Annotated in this window: 19 protein-coding genes and 1 tRNA gene; 14 read left to right on the plus strand and 6 right to left on the minus strand. The window is 43.6% G+C overall.

Going from position 1 to position 22,323, the window contains the following annotated elements:
- The first annotated feature begins 14 nt into the window (after nucleotides 1-14).
- The 7 genes from lpdA to FN809_RS10960 all read left to right on the plus strand — a co-directional run bounded on the left by lpdA (nucleotide 15) and on the right by FN809_RS10960 (nucleotide 10,064).
- Entirely contained in the window at nucleotides 15-1,376 is a 1,362-nt protein-coding gene (lpdA, locus tag FN809_RS10930; RefSeq protein WP_142533562.1) for a dihydrolipoyl dehydrogenase, read from the plus strand.
- Nucleotides 1,377-1,508: 132 nt separating this feature from the next.
- Nucleotides 1,509-3,977 (plus strand): alpha-ketoacid dehydrogenase subunit alpha/beta, encoded by a 2,469-nt coding sequence (locus FN809_RS10935; RefSeq protein ID WP_142533563.1) that lies wholly within the window; start codon nucleotides 1,509-1,511, stop codon nucleotides 3,975-3,977.
- 272 nt (nucleotides 3,978-4,249) lie between these two features.
- Nucleotides 4,250-5,491, plus strand: coding sequence for a PHP domain-containing protein (locus tag FN809_RS10940; protein ID WP_142533564.1), 1,242 nt, complete (start codon nucleotides 4,250-4,252; stop codon nucleotides 5,489-5,491).
- Between the two features lie 237 nt (nucleotides 5,492-5,728).
- Nucleotides 5,729-6,868, plus strand: a complete 1,140-nt coding sequence (locus tag FN809_RS10945; RefSeq protein WP_246095584.1) for an SDR family NAD(P)-dependent oxidoreductase — start codon at nucleotides 5,729-5,731, stop codon at nucleotides 6,866-6,868.
- 130 nt (nucleotides 6,869-6,998) lie between these two features.
- Complete coding sequence (locus FN809_RS10950) at nucleotides 6,999-7,658, plus strand: HAD family hydrolase (RefSeq protein ID WP_142533565.1); 660 nt, start codon at nucleotides 6,999-7,001, stop codon at nucleotides 7,656-7,658.
- A gap of 87 nt (nucleotides 7,659-7,745) precedes the next feature.
- On the plus strand, nucleotides 7,746-9,029 hold the full coding sequence (locus tag FN809_RS10955) for a zinc-binding dehydrogenase (protein WP_142533566.1): 1,284 nt from the start codon (nucleotides 7,746-7,748) through the stop codon (nucleotides 9,027-9,029).
- Between the two features lie 369 nt (nucleotides 9,030-9,398).
- Nucleotides 9,399-10,064 carry a transaldolase family protein gene (locus tag FN809_RS10960; RefSeq protein ID WP_142533567.1) on the plus strand — a complete coding sequence of 222 codons (666 nt, stop codon included), beginning with the start codon at nucleotides 9,399-9,401 and terminating at the stop codon, nucleotides 10,062-10,064.
- An 83-nt stretch (nucleotides 10,065-10,147) separates the two neighbouring features.
- Here FN809_RS10960 and FN809_RS10965 read toward each other — a convergent pair.
- Nucleotides 10,148-10,221: transfer RNA gene (locus tag FN809_RS10965), tRNA-Ala, on the minus strand.
- A gap of 330 nt (nucleotides 10,222-10,551) precedes the next feature.
- Between FN809_RS10965 and FN809_RS10970 the strand changes: the two genes are divergently transcribed.
- The 7 genes from FN809_RS10970 to hflX all read left to right on the plus strand — a co-directional run bounded on the left by FN809_RS10970 (nucleotide 10,552) and on the right by hflX (nucleotide 18,793).
- The gene (locus tag FN809_RS10970; protein ID WP_142533568.1) at nucleotides 10,552-11,145 is read left to right on the plus strand and encodes a TetR/AcrR family transcriptional regulator; all 594 of its coding nucleotides are present in this window, start codon (nucleotides 10,552-10,554) and stop codon (nucleotides 11,143-11,145) included.
- 198 nt (nucleotides 11,146-11,343) lie between these two features.
- Nucleotides 11,344-12,837, plus strand: coding sequence for a TolC family protein (locus FN809_RS10975; protein WP_142533569.1), 1,494 nt, complete (start codon nucleotides 11,344-11,346; stop codon nucleotides 12,835-12,837).
- Nucleotides 12,838-12,892: 55 nt separating this feature from the next.
- Entirely contained in the window at nucleotides 12,893-13,894 is a 1,002-nt protein-coding gene (locus FN809_RS10980) for an HlyD family secretion protein (RefSeq protein ID WP_142533570.1), read from the plus strand.
- A gap of 12 nt (nucleotides 13,895-13,906) precedes the next feature.
- Nucleotides 13,907-15,103 carry an ABC transporter permease gene (locus tag FN809_RS10985; protein ID WP_142533571.1) on the plus strand — a complete coding sequence of 399 codons (1,197 nt, stop codon included), beginning with the start codon at nucleotides 13,907-13,909 and terminating at the stop codon, nucleotides 15,101-15,103.
- 39 nt (nucleotides 15,104-15,142) lie between these two features.
- Nucleotides 15,143-16,330, plus strand: a complete 1,188-nt coding sequence (locus FN809_RS10990; protein WP_142533572.1) for an ABC transporter permease — start codon at nucleotides 15,143-15,145, stop codon at nucleotides 16,328-16,330.
- A gap of 391 nt (nucleotides 16,331-16,721) precedes the next feature.
- A complete protein-coding gene (locus tag FN809_RS10995; RefSeq protein ID WP_142533573.1) occupies nucleotides 16,722-17,402 on the plus strand; it encodes an energy transducer TonB in 681 nt (226 codons plus the stop codon).
- 152 nt (nucleotides 17,403-17,554) lie between these two features.
- The gene (gene hflX, locus FN809_RS11000; RefSeq protein WP_142533574.1) at nucleotides 17,555-18,793 is read left to right on the plus strand and encodes a GTPase HflX; all 1,239 of its coding nucleotides are present in this window, start codon (nucleotides 17,555-17,557) and stop codon (nucleotides 18,791-18,793) included.
- A 76-nt stretch (nucleotides 18,794-18,869) separates the two neighbouring features.
- Here hflX and FN809_RS11005 read toward each other — a convergent pair whose 3' ends face one another.
- From FN809_RS11005 to FN809_RS11025, 5 genes are read right to left on the minus strand one after another with little or no spacing between them, the layout of a single operon-like run.
- Nucleotides 18,870-19,400 (minus strand): methylated-DNA--[protein]-cysteine S-methyltransferase, encoded by a 531-nt coding sequence (locus FN809_RS11005; protein WP_221929409.1) that lies wholly within the window; start codon nucleotides 19,398-19,400, stop codon nucleotides 18,870-18,872.
- 9 nt (nucleotides 19,401-19,409) lie between these two features.
- The gene (dusB, locus tag FN809_RS11010) at nucleotides 19,410-20,408 is read right to left on the minus strand and encodes a tRNA dihydrouridine synthase DusB (RefSeq protein WP_142533576.1); all 999 of its coding nucleotides are present in this window, start codon (nucleotides 20,406-20,408) and stop codon (nucleotides 19,410-19,412) included.
- Nucleotides 20,408-21,010, minus strand: coding sequence for a TlpA family protein disulfide reductase (locus tag FN809_RS11015; RefSeq protein ID WP_142533577.1), 603 nt, complete (start codon nucleotides 21,008-21,010; stop codon nucleotides 20,408-20,410). The genes dusB and FN809_RS11015 overlap by 1 nt, the downstream gene beginning before the upstream one ends.
- Nucleotides 21,007-21,681: a hypothetical protein gene (locus FN809_RS11020; protein WP_142533578.1), complete on the minus strand. Its 675-nt coding sequence runs from the start codon at nucleotides 21,679-21,681 to the stop codon at nucleotides 21,007-21,009. Before FN809_RS11020 ends, FN809_RS11015 begins: the two co-directional genes overlap by 4 nt.
- A gap of 13 nt (nucleotides 21,682-21,694) precedes the next feature.
- The gene (locus tag FN809_RS11025; protein WP_142533579.1) at nucleotides 21,695-22,078 is read right to left on the minus strand and encodes a hypothetical protein; all 384 of its coding nucleotides are present in this window, start codon (nucleotides 22,076-22,078) and stop codon (nucleotides 21,695-21,697) included.
- Nucleotides 22,079-22,323 lie beyond the last annotated feature (245 nt).

The following is a 22,323-nucleotide window of genomic DNA, read 5'->3' on the forward strand; positions in this document are numbered from 1 at the left end:
AAGAATATATACCTATGTATGATTTAGCAATAATTGGCGGAGGTCCTGGTGGCTATGTGGCCGCCGAAAGAGCCGGAGCCAAAGGCTTAAAAGTAGTTTTAATCGAAAAAAAGGAGCTGGGCGGGGTATGCCTCAACGAAGGTTGTATACCCACCAAAACCTTGTTGTACAGTGCAAAATTGTACGATAATGCTTTGGAAGGTGCAAAGTATGGAATCAATGCCCAGGAAGTGAGCTTCGATTTTGCTAAAATGATGGCCCGCAAAGATAAGATGGTGAAGAAGTTGGTAGGTGGGGTAGGCTCCAAGATGAAAATGTTTAAAGTTAAAACCATTAATGATACAGCTATTATTAAAGGTCGTACCCAACGGGGTATCGAAATTGCCACAGCTGAAGAAGAGATAATGGCTTCCAACCTGTTGATATGTACAGGTTCGGAAGCTTTTATTCCGCCCATCCCCGGTCTGGAGCAACCCAACGAGATAATCCTTACCAACCGTGAAATACTGAAATTAAAGGAAAGACCGGAATCTTTAGTTGTTATTGGCGGCGGTGTTATCGGGATGGAGTTTGCCAGTATGTTTAATAGTCTGGGAACCAAAGTGACCGTCATTGAAATGCTGGACGAGATTGTGGGTGGTATGGATTTAGAAATGAGTATCATGCTGCGTAAGATGTATGCCAAAAAAGGTATTGTGTTCAATATGTCGTCCAAAGTGACAAAAGTAGAGGGCAATAGCGTTACTTTTGAAAAGGAGGGTAAAACCACCACCGTGTCGGGAGATAAGATATTAGTGAGCGTGGGGCGTAAGCCCGTAACCCAAGGGTTTGGATTGGAAAATCTGGGCGTGGAGTTGCACAGGGGTGGCATTAAGGTGGACAAAAAAATGAGAACCAACATTCCCAATGTATATGCTGCCGGCGATGTAACCGGCTTTTCGCTATTGGCACACACGGCCAGCCGTGAAGGAGAAGTAGTGGTTAATAATCTTACCGGTCGCGAGGACCAGATGCGATACAATGGTGTGCCGGCCGTAGTTTATACCAATCCCGAAATTGCCGGGGTAGGTCTTACCGAAGAGCTGGCTAAAGCCAAAGGGATCGAATATAAACTGGCCAAATTGCCCATGGCCTATGCCGGGCGTTTTATGGCCGAAAACGAAGGCGGATCGGGCTTGTGCAAAGTGCTGATAGGTCCCAAATATGGCGAGGTATTGGGGGTTCATATGCTGGGCAACCCGTCGAGTGAAATGATATACGGTGCCTGTATGGCCATAGAGGCCGAGCTTACGCTCAAAGAAATGGAGGAAGTGGTGTTCCCGCATCCCACTGTTTCCGAGATATTCAGGGAAACCGTGTTCGATTTTAGTCATTAACCTTGCAGTTATCGGTATGCGGTTGTCGGTAAAAGCTGATTTCTAAGCTCTAACTTCTAAGCTCTAACTGTCTAACATCTAATTATCAAACACCTAACAATCTATTATCTAACAGTCTAAAAATCTAACAATATGCCAAAGTGTCAATTCATAGACCCATCCGAGGTCCGAAAGTCGTCAACATTAAAGTTCAAGGATATACCGGTTAACGCGTATAACAAAACCATGAAAGAAGAGAAGAGCAACTATTCTAAGGAGCAGTTGATTGGCATCTATCATGATATGGCGCTTATCCGGGAGTTCGAAACCATGATCAATGAGATCAAGATTAGGGGCGAATACGAGGGTATAGCCTACAACCATCCCGGACCCGCTCACCTTTCCATTGGGCAGGAGTCGGCAGCCGTGGGTATGGCCTTTCATCTGTCGGTAGACGATTTTATTTTCGGATCGCACCGTTCGCATGGCGAAATACTGGCCAAAGGGATGTCGGCCATCAACAAGCTCAATGATGAGCAGTTGAACGACATCATGAAAAATTTTTTTGAGGGAGCAACACTAAATATCGTCTCCAAAAACCACGATGGCGATATAAGAGCTTTGGCACGTAAATTTTTGGTGTATGGTACGCTGGCCGAAATTTTTGCTCGCGAAACAGGTTTTAATAAGGGATTGGGCGGTTCTATGCATGCATTTTTTACGCCTTTCGGGGTCTATCCCAACAATGCCATTGTAGGAGGATCCGGTGATATTGCCGTGGGTGCCGCCTTGTACAAAAAAGTGAACCAAAAAAAGGGTATCGTGGTGGCCAATATAGGTGATGCCTCCATGGCCTGTGGTCCTGTATGGGAAGGCATGTCGTTTGCTGCCATGGATCAGTTCGAGGAGCTGTGGGAAGGTGCGCACAAGGGTGGATTGCCCATCATATTCAACATCATGAACAACCAATACGGCATGGGTGGCCAAACGAGTGGCGAAACCATGGGTTATGATATAGCCGCACGTATTGGAGCCGGGGTAAACCGCGATAGCATGCACGCCGAACGTGTTGACGGTTACAATCCATTGGCCGTAGTGGATGCCTACAAACGCAAAATGGAGCTGCTGAAGGAAAAAAAGGGGCCTATCCTGTTGGATGTGCTTACTTACAGATACAGTGGGCATTCCCCTTCCGATGCTTCCTCGTATCGCTCCAAAGAAGAGATAGAAGCCTGGGAATCCCATGATAGTATTGTGGACTATGGCAAAGAACTGATAGCTGAGGGCATTGCCAGCCAGGAGGATCTGGATGCGATGAAATCCGATATAACCGAACTGATGAAATATGCCATGACCTTGGCCATCGACGATGAAGTGTCGCCACGTATGGATCTGAACAAACATCCTGAAATAATTGGCGATATGATGTTCTCCAACGGCAGTGAGGATAAAATGGAAGACCGTCCCGTTGATGTTAATCACCCCATGGAAGAAAACCCCAGGGTGCAGCAGATTGCCAAAAAGGAACGTTTTGCCATGGATAAAGACGGTAAACCGTTTTCAAAATTAAAACAATATCAATTGCGCGACGGTCTGTTCGAAGCCATCATCGATCGCTTTTACAAAGATCCCACCCTGGTGGCCTATGGCGAGGAAAACCGTGATTGGGGGGGTGCTTTTGCTGTATATCGCGGACTAACCGAAGCATTGCCTTATCATCGTTTGTTTAATTCACCTATTGCCGAAGCGGCCATCGTGGGCACGGCCATCGGTTATGCTATGTGTGGCGGCCGCGTAATACCCGAAATAATGTATTGCGATTTTCTGGGTAGATGCGGCGACGAGGTATTTAACCAATTGCCCAAATGGCAGGCCATGTCGGGCAACGTGATTAAAATGCCGGTGGTGCTTCGCGTGTCGGTAGGCTCCAAATACGGGGCACAGCACTCACAGGACTGGTCTTCACTGGTAGCACATATACCCGGGTTAAAAGTTTGTTTCCCCGCCACACCTTATGATGCAAAGGGACTGATGAATAGTGCCCTACAGGGAACCGATCCCGTTATATTCTTCGAGAGTCAAAGGATATACGATATAGGTGAGCAGTTCCATACCGAAGGCGTACCGGAGGGTTATTACGAAATTCCTTTTGGCGAAGCCGATGTCAAGCGGGAAGGAAAAGATATTACCATCCTCTCCATAGGGGCCACCTTGTATCGCGCACTCGAAGCCGCAGAGGAGCTGGAAGAAAAACATGGCATGTCGGCTGAGGTGATCGATGCTCGTTCGCTGGTACCGTTCAATTATGAGTTGGTAATCGAATCCCTGAAAAAGACAGGTCGTATCCTGCTCACCAGCGATGCCAGCGAAAGAGGCTCTTACTTAAAGGATATGGCCCAGCGTATTACTGAGCTGGCCTTCGACGAGTTGGATGCACCACCAGTAGTGGTGGGATCGCGCAACTGGATAACGCCGGCCTACGAACTCGAAGAGTATTTCTTCCCCTGTAAAGAGTGGATGATAGATGCTATACACGAAAAGATAGTGCCGTTGAAAGGTCATAGCGTGAAGAATAATTTTACCAACGCCGAAATTATTCGCAGGAGCAAACTGGGTATATAATTTATCTGTAACAATTAGTTCAGATGTCCGGAATGGGCTTCTGAACTGTTGTTCAGTAAGAGGTATTGCTGTCTATCTAATGGCAGGTGAAAAAAACAGCAAACCCCATAACCACCCCGTCTGATGTTCCGTACCTCCACATCATCCACCCCGCCTTAAAAAGGCGGGGAATCGCAAGGCGCTTAAAAATTATAAACTGGGTGCGGTTCCGAACTTTGTTCGGTAGATTTTGATACTTCTTATTTCTATTTCAACCTATTTTAATTTATCATATGAATTACTTGTCAACACTCCCCGATAAAACAGCATTGCTGGACTGGCAAAAGGAGCGGGGCAACAACGATATTGCAAAGGTGAATGCCCATATTCACACCCCCTATTCTTTCAGTGCGTTTAAAAATATTCCGCAAATATTTGAGATGGCTCGGCAGGAAGAGATTAAGGTGTTAGGCATCAACGACTTTTATACCACCGATGGGTATGCAGAGTTCATAGAGCAGGCACATAAAAATAAGGTGTTCCCTCTTTTTAATATCGAATTTATTGCCTTAGACCTTGACGATCAAAAAAAGGGTAGAAAAGTGAACGATCCGGGCAATCCGGGACGTACTTATTTATCAGGGAAAGGCCTCTTGTATCCGCCAAAATTAGATGAGCCCTTTGTCACACAATTAAACACGGTACAAGCCGAGACCCTAAAACAGGTGGAAGCCATGGTTGAAAAGGTGCAGCATATCTTAATAAATATGGGTTCGGACATTAAAATTACGATGGCCGAAATATTTGAGAAATATGCCGTGGATCAGGTGCGTGAGCGGCATATTGCCAAAATAATCAGGGTAAAGGTATTCGAAAAATATACTTCCTCTTCCGATAGAAAAGCTTTTTTGGAAAAACTCTATGGTGGTAAAGCCTCTACCGCTGATTTAAGCGACAACTCTTTGGTAGAAAATGAAATAAGAGGAATGTTGCTAAAAGCCGGAGGCAGTGCTTTTGTTGAAGAAGATCCCAAAGCTTTCTTGAGTGTGCCGCAAGTCAAGGCCATCATTCTCAATGCCGGCGGTATTCCCACCTATCCGCTATTGGCCGATAATGCCAAAGGCGAATATACCGACTTTGAAAATGATAAGGAAAAACTTTTGCAAGAGTTGAAGGTCAGAGGTATCAATTCTATTGAGTTTATCCCCAACCGAAACGATTTAAAGCGCTTAAAGGAATATGCCCGGTTCTTCTGGGATAATCAAATATTGGTCACTTTTGGCACGGAGCACAACACACCCGAAATGATTCCTTTAACCATAGAAACACGAGGGCATGTGGATTTAGACCACGATCTGAAAGAGTTGTCTTACCAGGGGGCCTGCGTGGTGGCAGCGCATCAGTATTTAATGGCCAAAGGGCAAACCGGTTTTGTGAAATCGAATGGCCACCGGAATGGCGATAGGCTGCAACCCTTTGTAAAACTCGGACATGCGGTTGTCAGTAGATATTTGACATTTCTTAATAAGCACTAAGTATCGAGTGACCGAAAAATTAAAGGTTTTCTTTAATATATTATAAGAGGACAAAAAGCGATCTGATTGGCAGTTTGGTAAACCCAAATCCCTATAACGGCTTCGATTTTTAGCCCGGTCCCTTAAAAATAGAGTTTGCGGATTTAAAGAGAGCCAAATGCTCCTTTAGGAGGATGTAGAGGAAGAGCATTGGTCAATAAACGTTTTAAAAAATTGGAAAAATATAACAAAAAACAAATGGCAATAGATAAAAAAATAGTTTCAATTCTTCCGGCAATGCGGATGATTCTGTCCGAAGATAAAATAAAAGTGGCTAAAATATCGGCAGATACCGATGTGTCGATAGCGCACATAGAGGTGGCTGCAAATGATGATGCTCAGCGGGTACTAGAAAGCTTTAAAAGGGAAGTGGCAGTTTATAAAAGCAAAAAAGGTCAGCTTCCACAGATAATCCATTTAAAAACTTTGGGTGTGGTAGCCGTGGCCGAAACGGCCTATGAGGTGGACTGTCTTTTAAGCCATAGTTCCACCGAAAAAATTATGCCGGCCAAAGGAAGGGCCGTCGGAAAAACGGCTGTCGTAACCGGTGGTGCGCAAGGTTTTGGAGGGGGATTGGCGGAGCATTTTATAAAGGATGGAGCTAATGTGATTATTGCCGACCTTAATGAAGAAAAGGGACAGGAATATGCTGCAGAATTGAATAAGCAGACTGCTTCCAACAAAGCCTTTTTTGTAAAGGTAGATGTGTCCGATCCTGATTCGGTGCAGGAATTGATTTTTAAAACCGTGTGTGAGTTCGGTGGTTTTGATGTAATTGTCTCCAATGCAGGGATTCTTAGGGCCGGAGGGCTGGACGAAATGACTCCCGAGACTTTTGAACTGATGACCAAAGTGAACTATACAGGCTATTTTTATTGTGCCAAATATGCCGCTCCCGTGTTGAAACTTCAAACAGCACATAAGCCGGGTTATTATGCCGATATTATTCAAATCAACTCCAAATCAGGACTCAAAGGCAGCAACCGAAATTTTGCTTATGCCGGGGGTAAATTTGGCGGGTTAGGACTAACACAATCTTTTGCCCTGGAATTAATGCCCTCACGGGTAAAAGTAAATTCGGTATGTCCGGGTAATTTCTTCGATGGCCCGCTTTGGAGCGATCCTGAAAAAGGTTTATTCGTGCAGTACCTCAACGCCGGAAAGGTAAAAGGTGCCAAATCCATTGACGACGTAAAAGCGTTTTACGAAGCCCAGGTGCCCGCCGGTAGGGGATGTACGGTAATTGACGTAATGCGGGCTGTATATTATATCATAGAGCAAGAGTATGAAACAGGTCAGGCGGTACCCGTAACCGGAGGTCAGGAAATGTTGAATTAGATTTAGATATTAGATATTAACTATCAATGTTTTAGTATCAAGTGTCAAGATTAAGTAGAACTGTGCATGCAATGATATTCGCTCAATATCAATTACTTGATACGTTGTGCTTAATACTATTTTTAAAACTATGGAAATAAAAGCAATAATATTTGATTTAGACGGTACGCTGATCAATTCCATTGAGGATATTGCAGATGCCAATAATAGGATGTTGGAGGAATTTGCTTATCCCGTTCATCCCTTAAAAGATTATGTGGGATGGATTGGCAATGGAGCCCGGACTTTAGTAGAAGCTTCTTTGCCACCTGAAAAACGTAACAGGGATACCCTTCATTATCTAAAGGTGTACGAGGAGTTTTATCGCGAAAATATAAGTGTGAAAACTAAACTTTATCCAAATATCGCCAAGGTGCTGGATTTGATATCGGAATATGATATCCCCATGGCTATCAACACAAATAAGCCCCAACACCTTACCGAGTGTGTAGTAAAACATTACTTAAGTAATTGGTGTTTTAATAGCGTGATTGGGCACAGTAATCATTTTCCGCATAAGCCCAATCCTAAAGGTGCATTGCATTTTGCAAAGCAAATTAATTGCCCACCTAAAAATGTTCTTTTTGTGGGTGATTCATTAGTGGATATGCAAACCGCCAATGCAGCGGGCATGATACCCTTGGGGGTGAGCTGGGGCTACGGGCAACCTTCGGTGGGAGCTTATGGTGTTAACATGATTGATCAGCCGGAAGAATTGTTGAATTACATAAATGTAAAAATACAAATATAAAACGAGCCGGGACAGTTTTCTCACGATAGAGCGTCATTATTGGCGAGTTCCATCAAATGCTAATAAAAAACAAATAATTATAATACCATGAAAACGAAAGCAGTACGTTTGTACGGAAAAAAAGACCTGAGATTAGAGGAATTTAAGCTGCCTCAAATCAAGGACAATGAAATATTGGCCAAGGTGGTGTGTGATAGCCTCTGTATGTCATCTTATAAAGCCGCAAACCAGGGGGCCGATCATAAGAGAGTGCCGGATGATGTGGCTGAAAATCCTATTATTATTGGTCATGAGTTTGCCGGTGAGTTGGTAGAAGTGGGTAGTAAATGGGCCGGAGAGTTTAAAGCCGGCGATAAATTCTCCATTCAGCCGGCAATGAATTATAAAGACGGTCCGGTGGGCGTGCTAAGTGCACCCGGTTACTCGTATAAACATATCGGAGGCAATGCCACCTATGTTGTTATTCCCAACGAAGTGATGGAGCTGGGTTGTTTATTGCCCTATAAAGGGCAAGGATTTTACCCGGCCTCGCTGTCCGAACCGTTGTCGTGCGTTATTGGTGCCATACATGCCAATTACCACACAACACCGGGCTCGTACGTTCATAAAATGGATATTGTGGATGGCGGAAAAATGGCCCTTTTGGCAGGCGTGGGTCCCATGGGGCTGGCAGCCATTAACTACACACTGCACCGTCAGGACCGTAAGCCCTCCTTGTTTGTGGTTACAGATATCGATCAGGAGCGCCTGGATCGTGCCGCATCGCTTTATACCGTTGATTTTGCCGCAAAGCAGGGAATTGATTTGAGATATGTGAATACGGCGGATATGACCGATCCTGTTGCGGGATTGAGAGAAATAACGGGCGATGAAGGGTATAACGATGTTTTTGTGTTTGCCCCCGTTGCAGCCGTGGTAGAACAGGCCGATGCCATTCTGGGCTTTGATGGCTGTCTCAACTTTTTTGCAGGCCCCTCGGAGCCGGACTTTACAGCCAGAATGAATTTTTATAACGTACATTATGCCACTACCCATGTGGTGGGCACCAGCGGTGGTAACACCGACGATATGAAAGAAGCACTGGAAATTATGTCGAAAGGATTGGATCCGGCAGGATTGATTACCCACATTGGTGGTATGAATGCCGTGATTGATGCTACCTTGGACTTGCCCAACCTCCCTGGTGGTAAAAAGCTCATTTATACTCATGTGGAAATGCCCTTGACGCCTATTACAGCATTTAGAACCATCGGAAAAAATAACCAGGTTTATAATAGGTTGGCCGATATTTGCGATAAGAACAAGGGTTTGTGGAGCATCGAAGCCGAAGAATATTTGCTGGCAAATGCAAATGCAATGAATTATAAATAGTGGATAAATAAAATAAGAAGTATTCCTTGGAAGCCGGGGAAAATTTCTTTTAAAGCCACTACCCACCTGTTTTCTTTGTTACGCCCGCTAACTGCCTCAAAGGTAAACAAACATACCCCTGTGATGTGCCTTTATGGAGTTAGGGGGGTAATAAAGGAGATGAGTAAAGTTGCAATAGATTGACCAAAAACCGCTCTGTAAGATTTTTCTGCGGGTGCAGCGCTGCATAGGCGGGTTAAGAATGGTTAACTTTGTTGCTACTCAAATTTAGTATTTATACTTTTGCCATTCCTCTGTAATACAAAATATATTTTGTACAGAACTAAAAATCACTTTTAGTGATACATTTTTCATCTTAATCACATTCCTATGATTTATTTAGCGGATACCGCGAATATCGAAGAACTCAAAAAGTTATTTTATTATTTTCCTCTCGAAGGAATTACTACTAACCCAACCATCATCGCAGCCGAAAACAAGCCCATGTCTGAAATATTGCCTCAACTGGTTGAACTGGTTGGTGATAAAATGTTGCATGTGCAAATGATAAGCAGTAAAGCTGTGGATATGCTGCGCGAAGCAAAAGCGTATAAAAAGAAATATGGATTAGGCGATAATTTCTTTGCTAAAATTCCGGTTACCGAAGAGGGATTTAAGGCCATTAGAATGATTAAAGACAGTGGCATAAATGTAACCGCTACTGCAATATTTACCCAACAACAGGCCTTGGTAGCGGCACGTGCCGGAGCAGATTGGGTAGCGCCTTACGTAAACCGACTGGATAATATCTCGTCGCACGGGATAGAAGTGGTAGGCTATATTGCACAAAGCATAAAGCAGTACGGACTCAATTCAAAAGTGTTGGCCGCCAGTTTTAAAACCGTTGACCAGGTGCACCGGGTGAGTCTTGTGGGAAGTCATTCCGCTACAGTTAGCTACGAAATTCTCGAACGTTTAAGAAGTCACCCAATGACCGACACGAGTGTGGAGGCATTTGAGAAGGATGCAGAGGGATTGTATGATATAGAGTTTTGATCCGTTTTGATCCTTGCAGGATTCGCAAGTAGCTAATAAAAAAAGCCTTACAACTACAAAGTGTAAGGCTTTTTTTATTAATGTGGAGAATACCAGAGTCGAACTGGTGACCTCTTGACTGCCAGTCAAGCGCTCTAGCCAACTGAGCTAATCCCCCATAATTTGAATGCGCTAACCGAGAATAACTACGTTGCCAGTCCCGATCTTTATAGGGAAATCAATTCCCATTTTTTTAAAGCGATGCAAATATAGCGCTTTTAATATTCAATCCTAATAGAACCTCAATTTTTTTCGATAAAAAATACATTCCGGTGAAAAATCAAGCAATTGATGGGGTATGCTTTTTCTCCTAAAAATAGCGCAATAAATAATTTCGGTTAAAGTATGTTAATACTATATGACTAATTAGTTCAAATAGTATATTTGCAAAATAATGAGTGAATGCTCATTCATTATTGATTTGTTGCGGTAAATACGTATTAAAATTATGGCAAAAGTTGTTGACGAAAGTAAGCTGTTGAGAATAAAGGAGGCAAGCATTGAGTTGGTTGTACAAAAGGGCTATGGCGGTGCATCCATTTCGGCCATTGCCCACCAGGCTGGCGTGGCAGTTGGATATCTTTATCGGTTTTATGACAGCAAGTACGCTTTGGTGAGTGATTTGCTCGATGATAAAATTAAAAATATTGCCGGACAGTTAGAAGCTATGATGCCGAAATGCAGTACTATTCTGCAGCTGATTACCTTACTGGTGAATTACTTTTTTGAACTGGCTTTACATCAGCCGCATCACATGCGGTTTATTTATACTTTAATCAATGATTATCGGTTTTCTATTTCCATTGATCAGCATCAACGTATCCATAGCCTTTGCCGTCAACTTTTACATATAGGTAAGGAAACCCGTGAAATTGCTCCGACATATACAGAGGAGGAGATTTATTTGATGACGGTGATTTATCCCGTTCAATTTATCAATGTGCGTTTCAAAGCATTGTTTTGTACGCAAGTATTATCCGAGACTGATAAGGAAAGGGTGGTGAGTTTATGCATGGGTGCTTTGAAGGGGGCAAGCCTTTAGCATACATTGCTTTTAAATGGACAGGTGATTATTAAGTTGTTAATAAAAACGGATAAATGATAAAGCACAGTATGAGGGCGACTTCTTAAAATGGAAAATAGATTAAATGGTGAAATAGTTGATTGTAAAGGCGACTTATGTATGCGGCAGCAGACAGGTATTTGACAAATAGGATTAATTAAAATAGCGTATATAAATATGAGCAGAGGACTTTTATTAGCAGTACTTTTTTTATGCGGAATCATACTTAGAGCACAAGATGAAGTTGTACGTATAACTTTTGATGCAGCTTTGGAAGCCACTTTAAATAACAATGAAGTGCTTCAGCAGGCCGTTTGGCAAAAACGACAGGCAGAATCGGAATGGAAAGCAGTACGAAGCTTACGGTTGCCGCAATTGACTCTTAGCCTAAACTACGTCAAGTTATCTGATGATATTACCATCGACATGCATGGGGTTAGGGATGCCATTACGCCCTTGTATGGAGCCATGTCGCAATACGGCGTGTTTAGCGGCGTCCCCAATCCGGACCCTGCTACATCGGGTGCCATGCCCGTGCTACCCGATAATGTTTCTACCCAAATTGTGCGGCAACAATTGGCCGACGGATTGGTAAAAGTAGAAAATGCAGAATGGGACAAGTTGATTCAGAAATCGCAATTTGGAATGATGAGTGCCGGTGTTACCTGGCCACTTTTTACCGGTGGAAAAATCAAGGCAGCCAATGCAGCCGCAAAGATTAAAATAAATGAGGCTGCCGAGGTGGAACGTCAAAAAACAGGTGAGTTAATGTCCGAACTTGTGGAGCGCTACTTTGGCCTCGCGTTGGCGTTGGAGGCAGAGCAGGTTCGTAGCGAAGTTTTATCCGCCATGGAAGCACATCTATCCGATGCTGAAAAACTGTATAAAGAAGGTATGCTGCCCAAAGCAGAGTTCTTGCACGCCCAGGTTTATCATGCGCAGGCCGACCGTGAATATAAAAAGTCTGTGCGTGACAGGCGCGTTATTAATGAAGCCCTGGCCAACAGCATGGCCCAAAGTCCCGAACTAAGCTATCAACCCCTTACCTCCTTGTTTTATAACCACAGCATTGAGTCGGCCACGTTTTTTAAGTTGCAGGCGCAGGCCTCGAATCCTTTGTTGCAGCAAGTTGCTGCCAAGAAGAATCTGGCCCATCAGGCAACGCGTGCCGAACGTTCCGGAATGCTGCCCACCGTGGCGGCGTTTGGTAGCTACAATATAGCCAATGTAGATTTGTCGCCCAATATATCCGATTACATGGCGGGTATTACCCTCAGCTGGAAAATATTTGGCGGCACATCGGCCCGTCACAAGTACCAGTCGGCCCGTTTTGTAGAAGAGCAGGTAGGGCAGGTACGATCCAAAGCGGTGCGCGATTTGGGTATGGGCATAGAAAAGTACCATCAGGAGATTCAGATGATTTTAGAGCAGCTGCATGAGCTGGTCACAGCGGAAGCTTTTGCCGATGAATATTACCGGGTGCGTAAAAAGGCTTTCAACGAAGGTATGGCCACCAGTACGGAAGTGACGGATGCCTCACTGGCAGCAGCTAAAGTGCGCATCGAAAAGCTGGAAGCCATGTATCAGTACGATGTGGCTCTGGCACGTTTGCTTGAGCTGGCCGGCATACCGGAATATTTTCCCAATTATCTGGCTAAAAATGGACAGTAGATTATAAATAGTTTATTCAAAAGCATTACAAGTTGATGTGATAAAATAGAAACACATGAAGAAGAATAAAAATCTAATAGTTGGGGTCATTGTGAGTGGCTTGTTGATATTTCTGATTTATACTACCTGGCTGCTGGCACGGCCGGTTCCTCTTGAGGTGCAAGGGCAGGTTGAAGCCCGGCAGGTTAAGGTTTCCTCAAAAGTAACGGGGCGTATAGACACCTTGGCCGTATATAGGGGTATGCAGGTGAATAAGGGCGACTTTTTATTTGCCATTGAGAGTCCCGAAGTTGAAGCCAGGTTAGGACAGGCAGAGGCTGCTCGTATGGCCGCTGAAGCACAGCAGTTTAAGGCTATGGCAGGCGCCCGGAAAGAAGATGTTCAGGCAGCCTACAATACCTATATGAAAGCGGCAGCAGCATTAGAATTTGCCGAAAAGAGTCATCAGCGTATCGAAAACTTGTACCAGAGCGGAGTGGTTGCTGCCCATAAGCGGGATGAAATGGAGATGCAGCTGTCTATTGCACGGGAAACAGCAGCAGCTGCCAGGGCTATCTGGAATAAAGCCAAAGGTGGTGCCAGAAGTGAAGATAAGGATGCCGCTTTGGCATTAGTGAAAAAAGCGGATGCCGTAATTGCCGAGGTGAATGCCTTTGTGAATGAAACGCGTGCTTATGCTTCCATTTCGGGCGAAGTAGCTAATGTGATGTCGGAGCAAGGCGAGCTGACGCCTGCTGGTTTCCCGGTGGTTACGCTGGTCGATTTGGATGATGTTTGGGTAGTGTTCCATCTGCGCGAAGACTTGCTGGCAGCTATTCGTAAAGGTGACCATTTGACGGCCCGCTTCCCTGCTTTAGGCATGAAGCGTGTAGAGCTTGAGGTGACATACATCCATGCTTTGGGCGATTTTGCCACCTGGAATGCAACCAAAACATCAGGTGATTTTGATATGAAGACTTTTGAAGTGCATGCCCGTCCCCTAAAGCCTGCAGAGGGATTACGATCGGGTATGAGTGCATTGGTTGACTGGGATAAGGTAGTTGCGACTACAAAATAAGCCTGTTGGTATATGTCAAATTCTAAATTAAAAAACCTAAATAATAATGGTTTTATGCGGGTTTTAATCCGTGAAATCGGTAGGATAACAGGCAGTAAGGCCAGTATATTTCTCACGCTGATAGGGCCCATGCTATCGTTTTTATTACTGATAAATGTTTTTTATGCCGGTGTGCCAAATGATTTGCATATAGCAGTGGTTGATAAAGATTTTAGCACTATGTCGCGGCAGCTTACCCGCATGGTGGATGCCACCCGTATGGCTCATGTGGCGGATCGCCTGACTTCTTTGGAAGAGGGAAAAGAAGCCGTGCTGAGTGGTCGTGCCGAAGCAATAATATATATCCCTTCTGAATTTGAAAAGTCGGTTCTTAAAGGGGAGGGGGCAGCTGTGCAACTGTACATCAACAATACCAATGTTTTAGTGGGCGGACTACTGAAAAGCGCGATCTACAGGGTGCTGACTACTTACTCAACGGGAGTTAAGTTGCAGGTAGCCATGAAACAAGGCCTGCCTCTTGAGCAAGCAATGGGGCAAGTGCATGCGGTAAATATGGATAGCCATGTATTGTTTAATCCTTATACCAATTATTCTTATTTTTTGGTAACAGCACTGATGCCTATGTTGGTTGTTTTATTCACGCTTTTGGGTGCTATTTACGCCATTGGTATTGAAATCCGTAAAGGTACTTCGCCTCAGTGGTTAAAGTTGGCGGATCATAGTATTATGGTGGCTTTGGCTGCTAAACTTCTGCCCTATATCTTTTTTATGCTGATAAATGTGGCCGGGATGCACTTTATAATGACGCAGCACCTTGGGTTTCCCTTACGGGGCTATTGGGGGGCGATTATGTTGTCGCAATTTCTGATGATTCTGGCTTATCAAATGGTGGCGGTTATGTTATTGGCATTAACGGCCAATACCCGCCTGTCGCTCTCGCTGGGCAGTGCGTATTCTATGATGGCTCTGACCTTTTCGGGCTTGGCATATCCTGTTTTCGGCATGCCTTTATTCGCCCGAATACTGGCTCATCTTTTTCCCTTTTACCATTGGATGGAGGTGTTTATGGGTCAGGGTATGCGGGGTGAGCCCTTGGAGCAAACCATTTGGCCAATGGCTTCTTTGCTGCTCTTTGTGCTGGCTGGATTATTCTTTATTCCGCGCTTAAAGGGGGTTCTTTCTGATGCGCGCTTTCAACACCGCTATTAACTTTCTGCCGATTAGCGGCAGGCAATTAAATTGTATGCAATGTTCAAACATATAACCACCGGTTTAAGATTAAGTTCCCGGTTTTTTAAGGAGGAACTACTGGCCATTTTTAAAGATACGGGTGCCCTGTTAATACTTATTCTGGCACTGATTATTTACCCGGTTATTTATGGCATTGCCTATAAAAATGAGGTCTTGCGCAACATATCCGTGGCTATGGTCGATTTGGATGAAACAGCTTCCAGTCGCCTATTGACACGCATGGTACATGCCACCGAAGAATTAAATGTTACGCATAAGGTGGGTTCGCTATCAGAGGCCGAACAACTTTTCTTTGAAGACGAAGTGGGGGGTGTTATTATGATTCCGGCCGGCTTTGAGAAGAAGGTGATGAGAGGACAGCAGGCCTCAGTGAGTATTTATAGCGATGCGGGCTATTTCCTGGTCTATAAACAAACGCTAACAGGAGCCATGCAGTCTGTCGGCACTTTTTCGGGTGGTGTAGAGGTGCGCCGCCTGATGGCACAAGGCGCAACAGCGGAGCAGGCACTTAAACGGCGTGATCCGGTAGCGCTGAATACTGTGATGTTGTTTAATCCAGCTGGCGGGTATAACAGTTTTGTGATTCCGGGATTAATAATAGTAATACTACAACAGACGCTCCTGATTGGAATTGGTTTGTTGGGTGGCACGGATAAAGAACGTGGCCGTTTTAGGTTTGCGGTGCCCCAGGCATTGAATAGAGGCGGCGTTATTCCTGTAGTCCTTGGTAAGGCCGGAGCTTATTTTGTGATTTACCTGATCAACATTATTATAACGCAATTGTGGGTTTACCACTGGTTTAACTTGCCCAACAAAGCAGCATTATTGCCGGCTCTCGCATTGATCATTCCTTTTCTGCTGGCCGTGATTTTTCTGGGTATGGCATTATCAACATTCTTTTCGCGGCGCGAGCATTCCATTTTGTTTGTCGTTTTCCTTTCGCCCATCGTATTGTTTTTGTCCGGTCTGTCTTGGCCGGTCGCAGCCATTCCACAATGGCTGTACGGAGCCGCACATCTTTTCCCATCTACCACTATGGTTCCGGCATGGTTAAGGGTGCGTACCATGGGTGCCGAATTACATCATGTTGGCGACGCTTTTTACTTCCTGGGCGCGCAGGCCTTGATTTACTTTATGCTGGCGGTGGCACTTTATTATTGGGCAGGAAGGCGAAGCGAAGTGTAGGTGGTGTATGATGTAAATTACAATTTACAACACCGTTATACACCAGGCCATGCCGTATAAAGCAACATCGATAAATGCACGGAGTGGTTTACTGGCCTATATTGCTGTTGGTGTGCGAGTTAGGTAAAGGTGTTTAAGGCAAAATGCCTTGTGCACTTCTGTACTTGAAAGAAGCGGAACTACATATAAACTCTCAGAATCAGGAATAAAGCTGGGCTTAACCCACGATGTCTCAACTTTATTTTTAAAATAAATGAGTTTAATAGCTTTGGTTTTATAATAAAGTTCTATTTTTATGCACTCAAAAAAATAACCTTGGCATTAAAAATTGAAAATAATTGATTAACCTTGCAAAAATGGTTATCTTTAGACATCAAAAACTAATTTTATTATGGAAGTAAAAAAGTCACCAAAAGCGGATCTAGAAAACAAAAAAAGCGTTTTCATGCAGATTGGTTTGGTAGTGGTCTTAGCTATTGTGTTAATTGCATTCGAATGGTCAACCACGGATGTTGACGCCAGCACGTTCGACATGATTGACGACGTTGAAGCTGAGGAGGAAATTGTACCCATTACCCGGCAGGAAGAGGTTAAACCACCACCACCACCACCGCCACCAAAGGTAATCGATGTGTTAAACATTGTGGATGATGATGTGGAGCTTGATGAGGAGTTGGATATCGAGGATACAGAAATCGATGAAGATACAGAAATTGAATTTGATCTTTCCTTAGAAGAAGAAGAGACGGATGATGCACCCGTGTTTTTTATTGTGGAAGAAATGCCTGAATTTCCGGGTGGTGACACCGAACTGAGAAAATACATTGCCCAATCGGTTAAGTATCCGGTAATTGCACAGGAAAATGGTATTCAAGGTCGCGTTTACGTACAGTTTGTTGTGGGCACCGACGGCGGTGTAACACAGGTAAAAGTAGCGAGAGGGGTTGACCCTAACTTAGACAAAGAAGCCATACGTGTGGTTCAGTCCATGCCAAAGTGGAAACCCGGAAAACAGCGGGGTAAGGCGGTAAAAGTATCTTATACCGTGCCTATTAACTTTGTACTGCAATAGCAAAAAATATTATTGTTAAAATAAGAAAAAAAGAGGCATCTGTGATGCCTCTTTTTTTTATGTAAATTTTTTAGCACTGTCCCTGTGCAAACCAAAAATAGATTTAGTATATAAAAATTACATATCTTTGGGAGTTTTTTTAAATTAACTGAATGACAGACCATATATTTACAAATAAAGAGTTAGAGAAGGTGATATTGGTGGGTTTGCGAACCCCGGGAATTAGCGATGCATTGCTAAACGAATATTTGGACGAATTGGCTTTTTTAGCCGAAACAGCCGGTGCTGTGCCGGTAAAAAGATATACCCAAAGCCTGCCCATAGCCGACAATAAAACATTTGTTGGCAAGGGAAAACTGGAAGAGGTGCTGGAAGGGGTAAAAGTTTACGAAGCCAATTGTGTCATCTTCGACGATGAGCTGAGCCCTTCTCAGTTGCGAAACCTCGAAGGAATATTAAAAGTAAGAATACTGGACAGAACCAATCTGATTCTGGATATTTTTGCCCAGAATGCCAAAACGGCTGCTGCAAAAACTCAGGTAGAGCTGGCACAATACCAATATCTGTTGCCTCGTTTAACCCGCATGTGGACGCACCTGGAACGACAACGGGGTGGTATTGGTATGCGGGGACCGGGCGAAACGGAAATTGAAACAGATCGTAGGATTATCCGTGACAAGATTGCAAAGCTGAAAACAGATCTAAAAAAAATAGATAAGCAGAAATCAACACAGCGACAAAATAGGGGTAAGATGGTAAGGGTAGCGCTGGTAGGTTATACCAATGTGGGTAAATCTACCCTGATGAACACCTTGAGTAAATCATCGGTGCTAACCGAAAATAAGCTTTTTGCCACGCTTGATACCACGGTACGAAAGGTGGTAATAGGCAATCTGCCATTTTTGATGGCAGATACCGTTGGTTTTATCCGTAAGCTTCCACACCATTTAGTCGATTCCTTTAAATCTACCTTAGATGAGGTGCGCGAGGCAGATATTTTGGTGCACGTGGTGGATATTTCGCATGGTGGCTTCGAACAGCAGATTCAGATTGTGAATGAAACCTTGCGCGAACTGGATAAAACGGAAAAGAAAATGCTGATGGTATTTAATAAAATTGATGCATTTTCTTATTCTCCAAAGGACAGCGACGATTTAAGCCCTATGGTTCAGGAAAATTACTCGCTGCAAGACCTGAAAAAAAGCTGGATGGCTAAAGATGTAGAATCTGTGTTTATATCTGCCAAGAGCAAAGAGAACCTCAATGATTTTAAGGAGTTGATATACAGCGAGGTTAGGAAAATACATACAGCTCGTTTCCCGTATAATGATTTTTTATATCCAACCATTAATTTTGACGAAGCGGATAGCTCCAACGAGGAGGAGACTTAACTATTAATAACGGTTGGTATTTAAGCACCTGTGCTTATTAGTCAGGCAAGTGGTAATATGGGCTCGAAACAGCATATCAGCAAAAGCTTAACTGTGTTGGGATATTAAGGCTGTTTTCGAGTAAAAGAAGTTTTCTTTTTGCAAACAGCCCTCCGGCATATCCAACCATTTTACCCTTGCTGCCAATAACCCTGTGGCAGGGAACAATAATAGACAGGGCGTTGGCGCCATTGGCGGCAGCTACTGCACGGATGGCTTTTTCCTTGCCTAAAGTACGTGATAGGTCAAGGTAGCTGCAAGTATGGCCGTAGGGTATTTTGATGAGCTGGTGCCACACTTTTTGCTGAAAATCGGTACCCACAAAATGCAAAGGGAGCTCAAATTGTTTTCGTTGCCTGGCAAAGTATTGCTCGAGTTGTAGCACTGTGTTATGTATTACGGCGGAATCACCCGTTGCATAAGTACAGCCTAGCGCAGTTTGAATTCGCTTGTCAATTTTAGCCCGCATCGTACGGTAACGCCAATCGCACAGGCACAATTGGTTAAGGTGCGAACCGATAATCAGTTCGCCAACAGGTGTGTGGTGGTATTTAATAATAATGCTCAATGCCACTATTTATGGTTCAACCAACGAAACGCCATCCGCATATCTATCTTTGATTTCATTTAGGCAGGCGTGAACTTCGTCTGCAGTAGCAGCCCGAAGCATTTTAATTTTCAGGTTTCTAAAATCGTGCAAGCCCTTAAAAGTAACTGCCAGGTGACGTCGCATATGTAAAATGCCGCGTCTCTCGCCCAGCCATTCTATGTTTTTATCCAATTGCTCCGCAATCATTTTTACATGCTCCGGTATCATTGGAGGGTCCAGTATTTTACCGGTATCTAAATAATGGCGCACCTCCTTAAATATCCACGGGCGGCCAATGGAGGGACGCCCAATCATAAGCGCATCAACACCATATCTGTTTAAGTATAATTTGGCCTTTTGCGGACTCGTTAAATCACCGTTACCTATGATGGGGATATGTATTCTGGGATTATTTTTTACCTCACCGATTAAAGTCCAGTCGGCCTCTCCCGTATACATTTGTGCACGTGTTCTTCCGTGAATGGTAAGTGCCTGTATTCCTGTGTCCTGAAGCTGTTCTGCCAGTTCAACAATTATTTTAGATTCTTCGTCCCAGCCTAAACGAGTTTTAACCGTAACAGGCAGTTTTACGGCCTGCACAATTTTACGCGTCATCTCCAACATTTTAGGTATATCTCGTAACATGCCGGAGCCCGCACCTTTATTGGCTATTTTTTTTACCGGGCAACCAAAATTGATGTCAATGAGTTCGGGGCCGTTTTGTTCGGCTATTTTGGCGGCTTCTACCATGGCCTCCACATCTTTTCCGTAGAGCTGGATGCCTACAGGACGCTCCTCGTCAAAAATAGTTAGTTTGCGTTGGGTGCTTTGTACGCTGCGCACCAAGGCATCCGCCGAAACAAATTCGGTATACATTAAATCGGCACCATATTTTTTACACAACAGCCTAAACGATGGATCGGTAACGTCTTCCATTGGTGCCAATAACAGGGGAGCCTCCCTTAACTCTAAATTTCCTATCTTCACTATTCTTCTATTAATTTATGCAGCAGTTCCTTAAAAGATGCACTGTTCCATTTCGCCGCTCCTATTTTCTGAACTACCAACTCACCATTCTTCGAAATAATATAGGTGGCGGGTATGCTTTGTGAGTACAATAGCTGTGGCAATTCGTCTAAATAATGATAGGAGGGTACTGCATAATCTTTTTTTGCCAAAAACTTTTGTACTACAGATAAATCCTCGTTGCTCAGCAATACAAACTCAACTTCTTCACCGTATTCTTTGTATAGCTCATTTATCGCAGGAAATTCAGCTATACACGGACCGCACCAGGTAGCCCATAAGTTTAAAAAAACCACCTTGCCCTTTAAGTCAGAAAACTTTTTGATTTGTCCTTCGCTATTCAAGTATCTCCACTGGTAATCTTCCTTCGTTAATCGGATTCCTTCGTCACTTTCCGTGGGCGAAAGCATGGTATAGCGGATAACGAATGAACTGATAGTTTTCCGGGTAGATGGATTTATCATGGCAATAAACAAAGCCAGCAACATAAAATCAATGATGATTCCTGCCTTTGTTTTTCGTGCCTTATATTTATTCCACTGTGCTTTTATAAAACTGCTCATCCTATTCTTTTAAATGTCAACCAACTAGGCCATTTTATGCTTTTATATGTTGTGCCTGTGGTACTGTTTATTTCCATTCGTAATGTTTTATATTTAGTAAGCCCTTCAACATTATCGTAGAACTTTTGCGCATCTATATTAAATTTATGACCTGTACCCGGGGTAAGGGTTATAGGGAAATAATTTTGTCCGCCAATGTTTTTAATAATGAAGGCCCGTTTTTTATTTCCTTTAAAAAAACAAAGTGTTGGATTGTTAAACGTAATGGAAGTGCTGGTTCTGTTTATCAAAAACACCCTTAGTATCAGGTGGCCGGTTGTTTTGTTTTTGTAATGGTTTACTTTAAATATAACCACTTTAGGAAGCATTTTGTCCAGCCATCCATAGCGTCGGGCAACAAATAAAGCAAGCAGGATCGCCGTCATTATTAGCAGGCTGTTCAAATTGTTCGCAGGCCCGGGTGGTTTTTCCGTCTCACTGTTTTCATGGGGCAATAACTCATCCTGGGGTGCCGGCTGCGTTATCTCTTTATACTGCGGCTCGGGTGAACGAATGGCTTGCTGCGCTCCCTTGCTGCATATTTGCAGCATAAGGGCAGTTCCCAGTAAAACGTAAATAATTATCCTGTTTTTTTTTATAAAAGACAGGAAACTAATAATAGATTGGTTCATATACTTTTTACAACTATTTTTTAGTAAGAGGGAAAGGTATAAGGCCTTTATAGTTGATGTAAAACTCCCCGCCGGAAACCGGCTTCGACATTTCTTCATCATTTTCTCCATTGGCATTGGCGATGCCCACACTTGCATACCAACAGGTGGCATCGTGCTTTGCGGCCAATTTTCTTACCTGCTGTATCGTTTCGGGTAGTACGATGCCCATATCAGGGTAGTAAGCGGTTTTAACCACAATCATCTGAAAAATGCCATCTTTTTTGGCCAGTATTTGCGGATTAATATCTAGCTCCTTGCGTACGTTAAGAACTTCATAGCCCTTATCCACCAAATCTTTATACACCACCTTGATTCCTAAAAAATGCAATTCCTCTAAATTTAATATATCTGCCATGATAAGCATTTAATTCTGTGTGAAATAAGATGCAAAATTGTAAAAATAAAAGCAGATAGGCAATTCTGTAATTGTTATTAAGCGATAAAATAAGGTGTGGTAAAATCAAAGTGGAAATCCGCTGACTGTAATTGCGTAACAGGTAAGTTGGGTGGTTGCAGAACAAATAGCAACCATGCATTCCTAAGATCCAGATCGCGATTTTCTTGCATAAAAAAAGCTTGAAACAGTACTGTTTCAAGCTT

Origin of the sequence: Saccharicrinis carchari, from assembly GCF_900182605.1 — a bacterium.
GTDB lineage: Bacteria > Bacteroidota > Bacteroidia > Bacteroidales > Marinilabiliaceae > Saccharicrinis > Saccharicrinis carchari.

Coding starts and splice junctions, on each gene's coding strand:
- FN809_RS10990 (WP_142533572.1), top strand. CDS start 15,143: ATGTTCAAACATATAACCACCGGTTTAAGATTAAGTTCCCGGTTTTTT.
- FN809_RS10985 (WP_142533571.1), top strand. CDS start 13,907: ATGTCAAATTCTAAATTAAAAAACCTAAATAATAATGGTTTTATGCGG.
- FN809_RS10970 (WP_142533568.1), top strand. CDS start 10,552: ATGGCAAAAGTTGTTGACGAAAGTAAGCTGTTGAGAATAAAGGAGGCA.
- FN809_RS10940 (WP_142533564.1), top strand. CDS start 4,250: ATGAATTACTTGTCAACACTCCCCGATAAAACAGCATTGCTGGACTGG.
- FN809_RS10960 (WP_142533567.1), top strand. CDS start 9,399: ATGATTTATTTAGCGGATACCGCGAATATCGAAGAACTCAAAAAGTTA.
- FN809_RS10980 (WP_142533570.1), top strand. CDS start 12,893: ATGAAGAAGAATAAAAATCTAATAGTTGGGGTCATTGTGAGTGGCTTG.
- lpdA (WP_142533562.1), top strand. CDS start 15: ATGTATGATTTAGCAATAATTGGCGGAGGTCCTGGTGGCTATGTGGCC.
- FN809_RS11020 (WP_142533578.1), bottom strand. CDS start 21,681: ATGAACCAATCTATTATTAGTTTCCTGTCTTTTATAAAAAAAAACAGG.
- FN809_RS11025 (WP_142533579.1), bottom strand. CDS start 22,078: ATGGCAGATATATTAAATTTAGAGGAATTGCATTTTTTAGGAATCAAG.
- hflX (WP_142533574.1), top strand. CDS start 17,555: ATGACAGACCATATATTTACAAATAAAGAGTTAGAGAAGGTGATATTG.
- FN809_RS11015 (WP_142533577.1), bottom strand. CDS start 21,010: ATGAGCAGTTTTATAAAAGCACAGTGGAATAAATATAAGGCACGAAAA.
- FN809_RS10955 (WP_142533566.1), top strand. CDS start 7,746: ATGAAAACGAAAGCAGTACGTTTGTACGGAAAAAAAGACCTGAGATTA.
- FN809_RS10950 (WP_142533565.1), top strand. CDS start 6,999: ATGGAAATAAAAGCAATAATATTTGATTTAGACGGTACGCTGATCAAT.
- FN809_RS10945 (WP_246095584.1), top strand. CDS start 5,729: ATGGCAATAGATAAAAAAATAGTTTCAATTCTTCCGGCAATGCGGATG.
- FN809_RS10995 (WP_142533573.1), top strand. CDS start 16,722: ATGGAAGTAAAAAAGTCACCAAAAGCGGATCTAGAAAACAAAAAAAGC.
- FN809_RS10975 (WP_142533569.1), top strand. CDS start 11,344: ATGAGCAGAGGACTTTTATTAGCAGTACTTTTTTTATGCGGAATCATA.
- FN809_RS10935 (WP_142533563.1), top strand. CDS start 1,509: ATGCCAAAGTGTCAATTCATAGACCCATCCGAGGTCCGAAAGTCGTCA.